Genomic DNA, 14,699 nt, shown 5'->3' with positions numbered 1-14,699 from the left:
GGCCTGGACCCGGCCGGCGACGACCCGGCCGGCGAGGACGCGGCCGGTGAGGACGCGGCCGGTGACGGCGCGGCCGGTGAGGACGCGGCCGGCGCGGCGGCCTCGGCGGAGCAGCCGGAGAGCAGGACCGCGCCGGCCGCGAGGGCGCCGGTGAGGGGGGCGAGGAGGCGGTGGTCGAGGGTCGTGGAGAGGTCCATGTCCCGAGCCTGCCCGCGGGAGCCGTCGACGCCCCGTGCTGCGCTGCACGAGGATCCGTGAACTCCTCACGGGTCGGTCACCCCGCCCGGGGGCGGGGTGACCGCCGTGTGAGGACCGTCCGCCAGTCGCCTCTCGGCGGTTCGCCGCTCGCAGCGGCTGAGGTGAGGCCCGGGGACGTGTCCGGAACGGCCGCTCCCCGACTGTCTCGGCAGCTCGCGCCCCCGGCTGGAGCCCGGCGCCTACGCCGACGTCGCCGCCCGCCGCGCCGACGGGCCCTGCGCCTGGGCGGCGAGCCGGACCGACGCGTTGGCCGCGCCGTACCCGGCGTAGCCGCCCACGCGCTGGACGACCTCGACGAAGAACTCCCGGCTCGCGGCCACGGTGTAGAAGTGCAGGAACTCGCCGTCCGCGTCCCGGTCGTACATCACGTCGGCGTCCCGCAGCCGCCGGAGCAGGACGGGGTCGAGGTCGAAGCGGGCCTCGAGGTCGTCGTAGTAGTTCTGCGGCACCCCCAGCACGCGGCCACCGCGGGCCGCGAACCCGGCCGCGGTCGCGAACACGTCGCGGCAGCCGAGGGCCAGGTGGCCCGCACCACCGGCCCGGCCCCGCAGCAGGGTCGCGGACGGGACGACGTTGAGCAGCAGCCGGATCCGCGCGTCGCGCGAGCGCAGCGCGCGGCTGCGCACGAGCCCCCGGGGGCCCGCGAGGACCGTGACGTCGGAGGGCACGAGGTCGAGGACGGACTGGAAGAACAGCGCCGCGGTGTCGAACTCGCCGAAGCGCTGGGGCAGCGCCACGTGGTCGACGTGGGTCGGGGCGCCCGGCGCCGCCGGGCCGCCGCCGTCGGGCGCCGGCAGGAAGTCCGCGAGCCAGCTGCCGGCCTCGTCGGGGCCGGTGCGGCAGAACTGCACCCACGTGCCGTCCGGCGCGGCCAGGGACGGGATGTCCACCTCGCCTGGCCCGACGGCCCGGGTCACGACCGGCGCGAGCAGCTGCCGGGCGCGCGCGCCGAGCAGCGCCGGCTCGGCGGTATCCACCCCCAGGGAGGAGATGCGGGCCCGGACGTCGGGCGTGCGGGCGTTGACGACGACGCGCGCCGCGCCCGCCGACCACAGCTCCACGGGGCCGCTGCGGTGGGTCCCGCTGCGGCGCAGCCCGAGCTGCGTGAGGAGGGTCCGCACGCCGTCCGCGTGGGCGGGCGAGGTCGCCACCTCCGCGAACGCCCACGCGGCGGGCGGGGGCGCGACGGGGAGCACCGGCAGCGCGACCGCGTCGGGGGTGCCGGTCGCGGAGGCACCGGTCGGGTGCTGGACCGCGCGCCGGGCGCCGACCCGGTCGGCCAGCTGCCGCAGCGAGCGCATGGCGTCGACGGCCGTGCCGTGCGGGTCGGACTGGCGGAAGACGTCGTTGAAGACCTCCAGCGACAGCGGACCGGTGTACCCCGCGGCCAGCACGTCCGCGACGAAGCCGACGAGGTCGAACGCGCCCTGGCCGGGGAAGCAGCGGTGGTGCCGGCTCCAGGGCAGCACGTCCATCGACATCCGCGGCGCGTCGGCGAGCTGCAGGAAGAAGAGCTCGTGCGGCCGGACGTCGGCGAGGCCCGCGGTGTCGTCGCCGCGGGAGAGCACGTGGAAGGAGTCCAGGCACACGCCCACGGCCGGGTGCTCCGCGGCGCGCGCGACGCGCAGCGAGTGCCGGTAGTCGTCGACGTGGCTGCCCCACGCGAGGGCCTCGTAGGCCAGCCGCACGCCGTGGCCGGCGGCGACCTCGCCCAGGTCGTGCAGCTGCGCGGCCAGGCGCGCGTCGTCGCGCACGGCCCCGTCGTGCACCGAGGAGCACACGAGCACCAGGTCGGTGCCGAGCGCGCGGGCCACCTCGCACTTGCGGTGCAGGCGGTGCCGCACCCGGGCGACCTCGGCGGCCTCGACGTGGTCGGGGTCGCGGAAGGGCTGGAACAGCGACACCCCGAGCCCCAGGTCGGCCGCCCGCTCCCGCACCGCGGCCGGGGACAGGGCACAGCCGAGCAGGTCGGGCTCGAACACCTCCACGGCGTCGAAGCCCGCGGCCGCGGCGGCGGCGAGCTTCTCCGGCAGGGTGCCGGCCAGGCAGACGGTCGCGATCGAGGTCCGCACCCCGCCAGCCTGCCACCCCCGCCGCGGCCCGCGGGGCCGGTCCGGGACGGGTCCACCGTCCGGGGGAGTGCGGGGGCCGCGCGACCGGCTCGTAGGGTCGGGCCGTGGTCCTGCCGAGCGAGCCCGCCGCCCTGACGTCGCGACGCTTCGCGGCCGTGCTGTTCGACATGGACGGCACGCTGGTCGACTCCAGCGCCGCGATCCGCCGCAGCTGGACGACGTGGGCCGTCGAAGCGGAGATCACGAGGGAGGCGCTCGTGGGTGCCGCGGGCGCCGGGCGCCCCGCGGCGGAGATCGTCGCGGAGCTCGTCGGGCCCGAGCACCTGGCGCAGGCCGTCGCCCGCATCGACGCGCTCGAGACGGCGGACGTCGCCGACGTCGTGCTGCTGCCGGGCGTCGCGGAGGCGCTCGCGGCGCTGCCCCCCGAGCGCTGGGCCGTCGTGACCTCGTGCGGCGCCGCGCTCGCCGCGGCCCGGCTGCGCGCGGGCGGCGTCCCGGCCCCGCAGGCCCTGGTGACCTACGACGACGTCGAGCGCGGCAAGCCGGACCCGCAGTGCTTCCTGCTGGGCGCCGCCCGCCTCGGCGTCGACCCGGCCGACTGCCTCGTCGTGGAGGACGCCCCGGCGGGCCTGGCCGCGGCCCGCGCCGCGGGCTGCGCGACCCTCGCCGTGCGCACGACGCACCCCGAGGGCCCGCTGGACGCCGACCTCGTCGTGGACCGGCTCACGGGCGTCCGCCTGACGGCGGGACCGGACGGCGTCCGCGTCCACCTCGCCTGAGGTCGCTCCGGCGCTCCCCGGGCGGGCCCCGCCGCGCGCGGGCGCGACACGCCGGGGCACGTGCGCGCCCGCGGCCCGTCAGGCGCGCACCATCGGAGCGGGCCGCTGCGCGGGCGGCACCACGAGAACCTCCGGAGACGCGATGAGCACGCACACCACCACCGAGCCGGTCCACGCGATCAGCTGGACCCACACCCACGCCGGCTCCCTGCGGGCCGAGATCACCTGCACCGCACCGGCGGGCGCGCCCTGCCGCCTCGAGTGCGTCGACGGCTGCGACGACGGGGACGCCCACCACCACGTGGTGGCGGACGCGGGGCACTGCGTCGCCGCCGCCTGGATCCGGGCCGCGGGCGTCGAGCGCGAGTACGCCGGCCCGGCGGCCGTCCCCGCCCGGTCGGGCCCCGTGGAGCTGGTGCAGGACGACGGCTGGGGCTGGCGCTACGCCGAGGTCGCGGCGGCCGAGCGCGCCGCGGCCTGAGCGGGCGGGCGACGCACCGGCCCGACCCGCGTGTAACGCTCCGGCCACGGAGGCCGATGGTGCCCACGGACCCGGTCGCTGCCCGGACCCCCGAGCGGGCAGGGACCGGGTCCTCCCACGTCGTCCCCGCACGGTCGCGCCGCCGCACCGTCCCGCTCCCGGCCCCTCCCGGGTCGGTCGCCGGGACCCGGCCCCGGCGGCGGTAACCTCGGAGCATGCCGACGGCCACCGCCCCGCGACCACCCCGCCCGTTCGGAGCGGTGCTGACGGCCATGGTCACGCCCTTCACGACCGACGGCGCCCTCGACACCGCGGCCGCCGCGGCGCTCGCGGACCGCCTCGTGGCCGAGGGGCACGACGGCCTGGTCGTCAGCGGCACGACGGGGGAGTCGCCCACCACCTCCGACGAGGAGAAGGACCGGCTGCTGCGGGCGGTGCTGGAGGCGGTCGGGGACCGGGCGTCCGTCGTCGCGGGCGTCGGGACCAACGACACCGCGCACACGTGCGAGCTCGCCCGGGCCGCCGAGAAGGCTGGCGCGGCCGGCCTGCTGGTCGTGACGCCCTACTACTCCAAGCCCCCGCAGCCGGCCCTGCTGCACCACTTCCGCACCGCGGCGGACGCCACGGGACTGCCCGTGATGCTCTACGACATCCCGGGCCGCTCAGGGGTGGCGATCGACACGGAGACGCTGGTGCGCGTCGCCGAGCACGACCGCGTGGTGGCCGTGAAGGACGCCAAGGGCGACCTCACCGCCACGTCGTGGGTCATGGCCCGCACCGAGCTCGCCTACTACTCCGGCGAGGACGCGCTGAACCTGGCCCTGCTGGCGCACGGCGCCTCGGGGGTCGTGAGCGTCGTGGGCCACGTCGCGGGGCGGCAGTACCGGCAGCTCGTCGACGCCGTCGACGCGGGTGACCTCGGCACGGCGCGGGCCGTGCACACGCGCCTGCTGCCCGCCGTCCGCGCCATCATGAACCGCACCCAGGGCGTCGTCGCCGCGAAGGCCGCGCTGCAGCTGACCGGTGCTCTCGCCACCCGCACCACCCGCCCGCCGCTGCTCGAGGCGACGCCCGAGGAGGTCGCGCTGCTGCGCACCGACCTCGACGCCGCCGCGCTGCTGCCGGGCCCGCCCCAGGACACCTGATCCACACCACCACGACGGCGGCCAGCCCAGGCCGCAGAGGAGCCGCATGAGCCACCCCCACCCCGAACTCACGTCCCCGCCGAAGCTGGCCGACGGCGCGCTGCGCGTCTACGCCCTCGGCGGGATCGGTGAGGTCGGGCGCAACATGACGGTGTTCGAGCACCGCGGCAAGCTGCTGATCGTCGACTGCGGCGTCCTCTTCCCCGAGGACCACCAGCCCGGCGTCGACCTGATCCTCCCCGACTTCGGCCCCATCCGGGACCGCCTCAAGGACGTCGTGGCGCTCGTGCTGACCCACGGCCACGAGGACCACATCGGGGCCGTGCCGTACCTGCTGCGGCTGCGGGGCGACATCCCCCTCATCGGGTCGCAGCTGACGCTCGCGCTCATCGAGGCGAAGCTCAAGGAGCACCGCATCCGCCCCTACACCCTCGGGGTGAAGGAGGGGCAGACCGAGCAGCTCGGGCCGTTCTCATGCGAGTTCATCGCCGTGAACCACTCGATCCCGGACGCGCTCGCGGTCGCGATCCGCACCGACGCGGGCCTCGTCCTGCACACGGGCGACTTCAAGATGGACCAGCTCCCGCTCGACGGGCGCATCACCGACCTCAACGCGTTCGCGCGCCTCGGCGACGAGGGCGTCGACCTGTTCTGCGTGGACTCCACCAACGCGGAGGTGCCGGGGTTCACCGCGCCCGAGCGCGGCATCGGGCCGGTGCTGGAGCAGCTGTTCGGCCGGGCCGAGCGGCGCATCATCGTGGCGTCGTTCTCCAGCCACGTGCACCGCGTGCAGCAGGTGCTGGACGCCGCCGACGCGCACGGTCGCAAGGTCGCCCTGGTCGGGCGGTCGATGGTGCGCAACATGGGCATCGCGGCGGAGCTCGGCTACCTCAACGTGCCGAAGAACGTCCTCATCGACATGAAGCAGGTCGAGGACCTGCCCGACGACCGCGTCGTGCTCATGTGCACGGGGTCGCAGGGCGAGCCGATGGCGGCGCTGTCCCGCATGGCCAACCGCGACCACCGGATCTCGGTCGGCGTGGGCGACACGGTGGTGCTCGCGTCCTCGCTCATCCCGGGCAACGAGAACGCCGTGTTCCGCGTCATCAACGGCCTGTCCCGCATCGGGGCCACCGTGGTGCACCAGCAGAGCGCCAAGATCCACGTCTCGGGCCACGCGAGCGCGGGCGAGCTCCTCTACTGCTACAACATCCTCAAGCCGCGCAACGTCATGCCGGTGCACGGCGAGTACCGCCACCTGCTGGCCAACCGCGACCTCGCGATCCAGACGGGCGTGCCGAAGAACCGCGTGGTCATCGCCGAGGACGGCGTGGTCGTCGACCTCGTGGACGGCGTCGCGCGCATCGTCGGCGCCGTGCCGGTCGGTTTCGTCTACGTCGACGGCTCGAGCGTCGGGGAGATCACCGAGGCCGACCTCAAGGACCGCCGCATCCTCGGCGAGGAGGGGTTCATCTCGGTGTTCGTGGCCGTGGACTCCGTGACCGGCAAGGTCGTCTCGGGCCCGGAGTTCAACGCGCGCGGTTTCATCGGCGACGGCGAGGACCGGTTCAACACGATCCGCACCCGCGTCGAGAACGCCATCAACGAGGCCTCGACCGGGCCGGTGGACACCCACCAGCTGCAGCAGATCGTGCGGCGCACGGTCGGCACCTGGGTGAGCCAGGCGCACCGCCGCCGGCCGATGATCGTCCCGGTCGTCGTCACCGCCTGACGCGTCCCGCTGTCCCCGACGGCCCGGTCGGCCCCCGCCGACCGGGCCGCCGGCTCAGCTGAACGCCGCCGCGTACGCGCCGCCGATGATCTCGCCGTCGGCGACGATCACGTGGTCCTCCTCGATCGGCTGCCCACCCAGGTAGGCGTCCAGGCAGTGCCGGGTGTCGGCGGCGTAGCGCCGCTGGGCGTCCAGCGTGGTCCCGGACACGTGCGGGGTCAGCATGTGGTGCGGCATCCGCCGCCAGGGGTGGTCGGTCGGTGCGGGTTCGGGGTACCAGACGTCGCCGGCGTAGCCGTTCAGCTGCCCCGACTCCAGCGCCTCGACGAGCGCCTCGGTGTCCACGATCCCGCCGCGGGCGACGTTCACCAGGAACGCGCCGCGCTTCATCCCCCCGATGACCTCGCGGTCGAACAACCCCTCCGTCTCCGGGGTCAGCGGCGCGGTGATGACGATGGCGTCGCACCGCTCCTGCATCTCGTCCAGGCGGGCGTACCGCGCGCCGATCACGGCCTCCTCGGGGTGCTCGAGGCGGGTCCGCTTGTAGTACAGCGTCTCGACGTCGAAGCCCTTGAGGCGCATGCCGATGAGCTGCCCGATCGCGCCCGCGCCGTAGATCCCGACGGTCTTGCGCTCGAGGTCCCACGAGCGCTGCGCGATCTCGCCGATGTCCCAGCGGCCGTCGACGACCTGCTGGTGGGCGGGCACGTAGTTGCGGACCAGCGCCAGCAGCTGCATGACGGCGTGCTCGGCCACGCTGACGACGTTGCTGCCGGTCTGCTCGGCGACCAGGATCCCGCGGTCGGCCGCCGCGCGGAGGTCGACGTGGTCGGAACCGACGCCCGCCGTCAGGATCAGCTTCAGCCCGGGGGCGGCCTCGAGGACCTCGCGCGAGGCGTAGACGGGCCAGAACGGCGTCGTGATCAGGACCTCCGCGTCGCGCAGCTCCTCGGTCAGCTCGTCGCCCTCGCGCACCGACGTGGAGACGAGCTCGTGCCCCTCGCCCTCCAGCCACTCCCGCAGGCCGAGCGCGTTCTCGGCGCACCCCAGCAGCTCCGGGGACGCACCGCCCTCGGGTGCGGGGTAGAGCGACATGACGATCTTCACGGGGGAGCCTCCGGGGACGCGGGGGCCGGCGCTCGGGCTCGGGCCGACGGGGGCCTGCGTACCCGTGCGGTCGGGCCACAAACGGCGAACGGCGCACGACGAACGACGAACGGTCGGCGGCGCGCGGCCGGGTGTGGACGTTCGCCGCCGGGGTACGGGTCGCCCGTGCCCGACCACGCCGGCCCGGCCGGTGGCCTGACCCGCCGCGAGGACCTGCGCCTGCTGCGCGGGGAGGGCCGCTTCGTGGCGGACCTCGCGCTGCCGCGCCTGCTCGACGCGGCCTTCGCGCGCAGCCGCGTGGCGCACGGCGTCCTCGTCGACGTGGACGTGTCCGCGGCCCGGCAGGTGCCCGGGGTCCTGGGCGCCTGGTCGGCCCGGGACCTGCCGGACCTGCCGGTCGTCCCCCCGTTCGGGCAGCCCGGCGTCGCCGAGGGCCGCGACTGGCCCGCGCTCGCGGACGACCGCGTCCGGCACGTCGGGCAGCCGCTCGCGGTCGTCGTGGCCGCCGACCGCTACCGCGCGGAGGACGGCGCCGACGCGGTCCGCGCCCGCATCGACGCGCTGCCGCCCGTCCTCACGCCGCAGGACGCGCTGTCGGGCCCCGAGCTGTTCCCGGGCCACGACAACGTGGCCGACGAGGCCGAGTTCGGCGACCCCGTGCCCGAGGAGGTGTGGGCGTCGGCGCACCTCGTCGTCGAGGGCCGCTACCGCCAGCAGCTCGTGTCGCCGTTCTCGATGGAGGCGCGCGCGTTCCTCGCCGTTCCCGAGGGCGAGCAGTTGCACGTGTGGGTCTCCCACCAGGCGCCGCACCGGTTGCGGGACAACATCGCCCAGGCGCTGGGCCTCGCGCCCGACGCCGTGCGCGTCCAGGTCCCCGACGCCGGCGGCGCGTTCGGCTCCAAGAGCGCCACGTTCCCCGAGTACCTCGTCGTGGCGGCCCTCGCGCGCCGGCTCGGGCGGCCCGTGCGCTGGATCGAGGACCGCGCCGAGGCCTTCACGGCGCACACCCACGGCCGCGGGCAGGACCAGCGCACGCGCCTCGCGCTCGACGCCGACGGGCGGTTCCTCGCCTTCGAGCTGGACGTCCTCGCCAACCTCGGCGCGTACCCGCACACGGGCGTGGTCGTCCCGCAGCAGACCGCCCTCATGGCGACGGGCGCGTACGCGACTCCGCACGTGCACTCCCGGATGCGCTGCGTCGTCACGACGACGACGCCGACCGCCCCGTACCGCGGAGCGGGCCGGCCCGAGGCCGCCTACGCCGTCGAGCGGACCGTGGAGCTCGCCGCCCGGCGCCTGGGGGTGGACCCGGTCCAGCTGCGGCGCAGGAACTTCCTGGCTCCCGAGGCCTTCCCCTACGACACCCCCACGGGCCGACGCTACGACAGCGGGGAGTACGCCCGGGCGCTGGAGCGCTGCGTCGAGGCGCTGGCCCTGGACGCCTGGCGCGCCGAGCAGCGCCGCCGCCGGGACGACCCGGCGGCGAGGCCCCTGGGGATCGGGTTCTGCACGTACGTCGAGCGCTCGGGCGGCGACGGCCCGATGCTGCGGGAGTTCGGCAGCGTCGAGGCGCTGGCCGACGGCACGTTCGTCGCCCGCTGCGGGACCTCGTCCACGGGGCAGGGCCACGAGACCGCGCTCGCGCAGGTCGTCGCCGACGTGCTGGGCGTGGACCTGGAGCGGATCCGCTACGTCGCGGCCGACACCGGCGAGGTGGCCAGCGGCGTCGGCAGCTTCGGCAGCCGCTCGATGCAGATGGGTGGCGCGGCCCTGCACCTCGCCGCCGGCGAGCTGGTCGACCTGGCCCGCCGCCGGGCCGCGCAGCGGGCCTCCGAGGGCGGGGCCCTGGTCCCCGTGGCGGGCGTGACGTGGACGACGGGACGGCTGGACCTCGGGGGCGGGCAGGGGATCGACGTCGGCGACCTCGTGGCCGCGACGGGTCCGCTGCGCGCCGACCACGAGTTCCGCCAGGACGCCGCGTTCCCCTTCGGCAGCTACGCCGCGGTCGTCGAGGTGGACGTCGAGCTGGGCGACGTGGAGGTGCTGCGGCTGGTCGCCGTGGACGACTACGGCGTCGTCGTGAACCCCGTCCTGACCCGCGGGCAGACGGTGGGCTCCATCGTCCAGGGTCTCGGCCAGGTGCTCTACGAGGAGGTGCCGTACGCCGCGGACGGGCGGCCGTCGCTGGACGCGGGGCTCTTCGACTACCTCGTCCCGACGCTGTCCGAGGTGCCGCCCATGACGCTGGAGGAGACCGTGACCCCCGACCCGGGGAACCCGCTGGGCGCCAAGGGGGCGGGCGAGGCGGGCTGCATCGGCGTCCCGCCCGCGGTCGTCAACGCCGTGGCCGACGCCCTCGAGCTCGACGACCCCGGGACGCTCCAGATGCCGCTGACCCCCGCGGTCGTCTGGCGCGCCGCCGCCGGGGCCGCCTCGTGAAGGCGCCGCCGTTCGACCTCGTGGCCCCGACCTCCATCGAGGACGCGGTGCTGGCGCTCGCGGCCGGTGCGGACCGTCCCGGCGGGGTTGCCGTGCTGGCCGGCGGCCAGAGCCTGCTGCTCGACCTGCACCACCGCCGGGTCCGGCCCGGCCTGGTCGTCGACCTGCGCCGCGTGCCGGGTCTGGGCGCCGTCGACGTGCACGGCTCGGGCGTGCGGATCGGGGCCCTCGTGCGCCACCGCGCGTTCGAGGACCCGGCCCTCGTGCCCGGCGCGGTGGGGCGCGTGCTGCCCGTGATGGCCGAGCACGTCGGGCACCCGCCGATCCGCGAGCTCGGCACGTTCTGCGGCAGCCTCGCCTGGGCGCACCCGACCGCCGAGTGGGCGCTGCTCGCGGTGACCCTCGGCGCCCAGGTGACCCTGCGCTCCGCCGCCGGGACGCGCACGGTGGCCGCCGCGGAGTTCAGCACCGGCCCGCACGCGACCGTGCGGGGGGACGCGGAGCTGCTCACGGCCGTCGACCTGCCGCTGCCGCCGCCCGGGGCCGGGGCCGGCTTCGTCGAGCACCGGCGCACCGAGGCGAGCTTCGCGGCGGCCGCCGCCCTGGTGGTGCTGGAGGTCGGGGACGTGAGCGTGCGCGCGTGCCGCATCGGCCTGGCGGGCGCGGCCGACCGGCCCGTGCGCGCCACGCGCGCCGAGGCGGTGCTCACCGGCGCCCCGGTCACCGCGGAGAGCTTCGCGGCGGCCGCCCGCGTGGCCGCGCACGAGGACGCCGATCCGCGGGCCGAACCGCACGGGCCCGTCGACCACCGCCGGCAGGTCCTGTCCGTGCTCGTGCGCCGCGCGCTCGTCGCGGCGCTGGACGACACCGCCCGCGCGGGCGGGGAGGAGGCGGCGTGAGGCTGCGCCTGAGCGTGAACGGCACCGCGCACGACGTCGAGGTCGAGCCGCGGCGGCACCTCGGCGACGTGCTGCGCGAGGACCTGGGCCTGACCGGGACGCACCTGGCGTGCGAGCAGGGGGTCTGCGGGTCCTGCACCGTCGCCCTCGACGGGCGCGCCGTCCGCTCGTGCCTCGTGCTGGCCGCGTCCTGCGAGGGGCGCGACGTCCGGACCGTGGAGGGCCTCGCCACCGGCGACGGCGCCGAGGGGCTCACCGCGCTCCAGCGCGCCTTCTCCGCCGAGCACGCCCTGCAGTGCGGGTTCTGCACGCCGGGGTTCCTCGTCCTGGCGCAGGCCGCGCTGGCGGAGGACCCGACCGTCGTCGACGACCCCGAGCGGCTGCAGCGGCTGCTGACCTCGAACCTGTGCCGCTGCACGGGCTACGAGCCGATCCGGCGGGCCGTGCGGCGCGCGGCGGGACGCGACCCGGACACGTCGTGAGCCGTCAGGCGGAGCCCGTCAGGCGGGGGCGCGCGCCGGGCCCTCGACGGTCGCCGAGGCGCCGCTGCTGATCGTGCGGACCACCGACTCCAGCGGCCCGCGGCCCGCGGTCCGCCGCCACAGCGCCGCCAGCAGGCACCCCACGAGCACGTGCGCCAGCAGCAGGAGGCCCGGCCGGTCGGTGCCCGACGCCGGGTAGAGGGCGATGGCCACGACGTGGGCGGTGTAGACGGTCAGCGGCATGCCGCCGAAGGCCGCCAGGGGCGCCAGCAGCCGGGTCGCGAGGTGCGGCAGCAGCAGCGCGAGCCCCAGGACGGCGAGCGCGCAGCCGCTCGTGTGCAGCAGGTCCGGCGGGGTGCCGGAGTGGGGGGAGCGGACCGCCAGCCACCACCAGGACGTCGCCGGCACGGTGCCGTAGAATACCGCACCCGTGAGGTCGCCCAGGATGGCGCGGCCCCCGAGCGGCCCCAGCAGGAGGGCGCTCGCGAGCCAGGCCGCCGCCGCGAGCGCGGCGCCCCCGGCGAGCAGGCGGACGCCCGTGCGGGCGGCGCGCAGGTCGAGCCGGGACACGGCCAGGCCGAGCAGCAGGTACCCCGTCCAGCCGATGACGGGGTAGTACCCGGTCAGCAGCAGGGTCTGCAGCAGCTCGACGGGCTGGGCGAGCGACGCCGGGGTGGGCTGGTCCCCGGGGCCGGGCGGCAGGCCGCGCCGCAGCGCGAGCGACGCGACCGGCGCGAGCAGGAGCCAGGTGCCCGCGAGGGGCAGGAGCCGCCGGGCGGGCCACCACAGCACCGGCAGGACCGCCAGGAAGGCGAGCCCGTAGTAGGGCAGGATCACCGCGATGTTCGTGCCGAGGCCGACCAGGAAGAGGCCGACGAAGCCGATCACCAGCCCCCGCACGAGGATCCCCACGCGCGCCGCGGCCCGCGAGCGCGCGTCCCCTCCGCGGGAGTTCGCGAGCCCCAGCGACAGGCCCGCGAGGACCGCGAACGTCGCCGACGCGCGGCCCTCGGAGAGCTCGTAGAGCCGCAGGGGGAACCCCGTGTCGCTGCTGGTGACGATGTGCGCCGCCATCATCCCCGCGATGGCGACGCCCCGCGTGAGGTCCACCCCGACGACCCGGCCGGGCCGGGCCGTCGGGTGGTCGACCTGCGGCGGGCCGGCCCGCGGGGGTTCCTGCACGCCGACAGTCTGCCTGCCCCGGCCCGGCCCCCGCGGGTCAGGCCTGCTGCAGGCCGGGCGACCCGGCCTCGACCACGAACGTCGCCCGCGTGCCCACGGCCGCACCCGGCTGCGACACGCCGTCGAGCACCCGGAACTCCGCCCGCAGCTGCTCGGCGTCGATGCGGGTCACGACGTAGCCGCGCTGGTTGTTGGCGAGCTTGAGGTCGGGGTTGTCGGCCAGCTCGCTGTCGCGGGTCTCGTACGCGTCGCCGCCGTCCCCGCCGGAGGTGATCGAGGTGCACACGAGCTCCACGCCCACGGGCGCGGACGCGAAGTCGGAGGGGTTGCGCGTCAGGTCGGCCGCGTAGTGCTTGTGCACGTCGCCCGTGATGACGACGGGGTTCTCGACGCCGCGCTCGACGATGCCGTCGAGGACCCGCTGCCGGTTCGCGGTGTAGCCGTCCCACGAGTCGGGGTTGAACCCGCGCGCCGCGCCGGGGACGTAGTCGTGCTCCGCGAACATCACCTGCTGCCCCACGACCTGCCAGGTGGCCGGCGAGTCCGCCATGCCGTCGAGCAGCCAGGCCTCCTGCTCGGCGCCCATGAGCGTGCGCCCCGGCTCGTCGCGCTCGGGCCCGCTCGTCGGGAACTCGTCGCCCCCGGGCTGGTCGTCGCGGTACTGGCGGGTGTCGAGCATGTGGAAGCTCGCGAGCTGTCCCCAGTCCAGGCGGCGGAACAGCTGCATGTCCGCGGCCTTCGGGCGCTGGGCCGCGCGCAGCGGCATGTTCTCGTAGTACGCCTGGTAGGCCGCCGCGCGGCGCGCGGTGAACGCCTCCAGCGTCGGGTACGGGTCCTGCTCCTCCGCGACGAGGTCGGCGTAGTTGTTCTCCACCTCGTGGTCGTCCCACGTCACGATCCACGGCGCGACGGCGTGCGCGGCCTGCAGGTCGGGGTCCGCCTTGTACTGCGCGTGCCGCTGGCGGTAGTTCGCCAGCGTCACCGTCTCGGGGCCCATGTGGTCGCGCACGTTGTTGCCGGAGGGGGAGACGTAGTCGTTCGCCTCGTACTCGTAGATGTAGTCGCCGAGGAACAGGACGACGTCGGGCTGCTCCTCCGCGAGGCGCCGGTAGGCGGTGAACCAGCCGTGCTCGTACTGCGCGCAGGACGCGAACGCCATCGTCAGCGTGCCCCCCCGGGTGCGGCGCGCGGGAGCGGTCCGGGTCAGCCCCGCCGGCGACAGCTGCTGGGTGCGGCCGTCGACGCGGAAGCGGTAGGAGTACTGGGTCCCGGGACGCAGGCCCGTGAGCTCCACGTGGACGCTGTGGCCCAGCTCCGGGCGGGCGAGGGCGCGGCCGCGCCGCACCCGGCGCCGGAACAGCGGGTCCTCGGAGACCTCCCACTGCACCTCCACGGCGCGGTCGGGCATGCCGCCCTTGCCGTCGGCCGCGTACGGGTCCAGCGCGAGGCGGGTCCAGAGCACGACGCCGTCCGGCGTCGGCTCGCCCGAGGCGACGCCCAGCGTGAAGGGGTCACCGGACAGCGAGGGGACGCCGGCGCTCGTGAGCAGGCCCGCCCCCAGGACGGCCCCGCCGCCGATCACGGCGCGGCGCCCGACGGGCTGGGCGAGCACGGAGGAGGGCACGGACAGGGGCGTGGAGGGGTTCGGCGTGGAGGTGTTCGACACGGTGGTCTCCCGGGTTCGGTGCTGCGGTGCTCCGTCGCGGTGCCCTCGTGCAGGGCACCGCTGCTGTGGCTCGGTGCGGTGACTCGGTGCGGTGGCTCGGTGCTGTGCGTCGGCGCGGGACAAGCTGTGGCGCCGGTCGGTGCCGAGGCTGGCCCTGGTGGGCGAACGCCCGGGGGGCCCGCCGGTGGCGGGTTCGTGAACGTGCGGCGGAGGCTTGGCCTCGGTCCCCGCCGACCTCGGCCCGCGAGGGCCCGCGGGCGCGCCGCCCCGCCGCGGCGGCTCGCGCTGGGTACGGTGACGGCATGGCCACCCGGACGACCCCGCGCTCCACCGCGTCCAAGGGGTCCAAGGGGTCCGCGACGCCGGCCGGGCAGGCGCCCCGCAAGCCCGCCACCGCGCGCTCCGGCAGCCGGCCCGCCGGGGCGCCTGCCCGGCCGGCGTCGCGGACCCCTTGGAC

General features: G+C 76.4%; 12 protein-coding genes. 7 read left to right on the top strand and 5 right to left on the bottom strand.

Going from position 1 to position 14,699, the window contains the following annotated elements:
- A partial coding sequence (locus GTR02_RS12775) for a hypothetical protein (protein ID WP_205709177.1) occupies positions 1 to 197 on the bottom strand: 197 nt, incomplete at its 3' end.
- A gap of 240 nt (positions 198 to 437) precedes the next feature.
- Positions 438 to 2,330 carry a TIM barrel protein gene (locus GTR02_RS12770; protein ID WP_166607877.1) on the bottom strand — a complete coding sequence of 631 codons (1,893 nt, stop codon included), beginning with the start codon at positions 2,328 to 2,330 and terminating at the stop codon, positions 438 to 440.
- 104 nt (positions 2,331 to 2,434) lie between these two features.
- Between GTR02_RS12770 and GTR02_RS12765 the strand changes: the two genes are divergently transcribed.
- The 4 genes from GTR02_RS12765 (at position 2,435) to GTR02_RS12750 (ending at position 6,467) form a co-directional block, all read left to right on the top strand.
- On the top strand, positions 2,435 to 3,109 hold the full coding sequence (locus GTR02_RS12765; protein WP_338073786.1) for an HAD-IA family hydrolase: 675 nt from the start codon (positions 2,435 to 2,437) through the stop codon (positions 3,107 to 3,109).
- A 142-nt stretch (positions 3,110 to 3,251) separates the two neighbouring features.
- Positions 3,252 to 3,590, top strand: a complete 339-nt coding sequence (locus tag GTR02_RS12760; RefSeq protein WP_166607876.1) for a hypothetical protein — start codon at positions 3,252 to 3,254, stop codon at positions 3,588 to 3,590.
- Positions 3,591 to 3,805: 215 nt separating this feature from the next.
- Positions 3,806 to 4,735 (top strand): 4-hydroxy-tetrahydrodipicolinate synthase, encoded by a 930-nt coding sequence (dapA, locus tag GTR02_RS12755; protein WP_166607875.1) that lies wholly within the window; start codon positions 3,806 to 3,808, stop codon positions 4,733 to 4,735.
- Positions 4,736 to 4,781: 46 nt separating this feature from the next.
- Positions 4,782 to 6,467 (top strand): ribonuclease J, encoded by a 1,686-nt coding sequence (locus GTR02_RS12750; RefSeq protein WP_166607874.1) that lies wholly within the window; start codon positions 4,782 to 4,784, stop codon positions 6,465 to 6,467.
- A 54-nt stretch (positions 6,468 to 6,521) separates the two neighbouring features.
- Here the strand turns inward: GTR02_RS12750 and GTR02_RS12745 are convergent, their stop codons facing one another.
- Entirely contained in the window at positions 6,522 to 7,574 is a 1,053-nt protein-coding gene (locus GTR02_RS12745) for an NAD-dependent formate dehydrogenase (RefSeq protein WP_205709176.1), read from the bottom strand.
- 165 nt (positions 7,575 to 7,739) lie between these two features.
- On the opposite strand from GTR02_RS12745, the gene GTR02_RS12740 reads away from it, so the two are divergent.
- Genes GTR02_RS12740 through GTR02_RS12730 form a run of 3 tightly spaced genes read left to right on the top strand, consistent with a single transcriptional unit; the run spans position 7,740 to position 11,394 of the window.
- A complete protein-coding gene (locus tag GTR02_RS12740) occupies positions 7,740 to 10,013 on the top strand; it encodes a molybdopterin cofactor-binding domain-containing protein (RefSeq protein ID WP_205709175.1) in 2,274 nt (757 codons plus the stop codon).
- Entirely contained in the window at positions 10,010 to 10,912 is a 903-nt protein-coding gene (locus GTR02_RS12735) for an FAD binding domain-containing protein (protein WP_166607873.1), read from the top strand. Before GTR02_RS12740 ends, GTR02_RS12735 begins: the two co-directional genes overlap by 4 nt.
- A complete protein-coding gene (locus GTR02_RS12730) occupies positions 10,909 to 11,394 on the top strand; it encodes a 2Fe-2S iron-sulfur cluster-binding protein (RefSeq protein ID WP_166607872.1) in 486 nt (161 codons plus the stop codon). Before GTR02_RS12735 ends, GTR02_RS12730 begins: the two co-directional genes overlap by 4 nt.
- Positions 11,395 to 11,412: 18 nt before the next feature.
- Here the strand turns inward: GTR02_RS12730 and GTR02_RS12725 are convergent, their stop codons facing one another.
- Complete coding sequence (locus tag GTR02_RS12725) at positions 11,413 to 12,576, bottom strand: heparan-alpha-glucosaminide N-acetyltransferase domain-containing protein (RefSeq protein ID WP_166607871.1); 1,164 nt, start codon at positions 12,574 to 12,576, stop codon at positions 11,413 to 11,415.
- Positions 12,577 to 12,613: 37 nt separating this feature from the next.
- Positions 12,614 to 14,242: an alkaline phosphatase D family protein gene (locus tag GTR02_RS12720; protein ID WP_338073785.1), complete on the bottom strand. Its 1,629-nt coding sequence runs from the start codon at positions 14,240 to 14,242 to the stop codon at positions 12,614 to 12,616.
- Positions 14,243 to 14,699 lie beyond the last annotated feature (457 nt).

Source organism: Kineococcus siccus, assembly GCF_009906795.1.
GTDB lineage: Bacteria > Actinomycetota > Actinomycetes > Actinomycetales > Kineococcaceae > Kineococcus > Kineococcus siccus.
The sequence above is the reverse complement of the archived record's forward strand: the minus strand, read 5'-3'. Positions and strand labels throughout refer to the sequence as shown.

Excerpts from the sequence above, each read along its gene's own strand:
- dapA (WP_166607875.1), top strand. The coding sequence starts at position 3,806 with ATGCCGACGGCCACCGCCCCGCGACCACCCCGCCCGTTCGGAGCGGTG.
- GTR02_RS12760 (WP_166607876.1), top strand. The coding sequence starts at position 3,252 with ATGAGCACGCACACCACCACCGAGCCGGTCCACGCGATCAGCTGGACC.
- GTR02_RS12750 (WP_166607874.1), top strand. The coding sequence starts at position 4,782 with ATGAGCCACCCCCACCCCGAACTCACGTCCCCGCCGAAGCTGGCCGAC.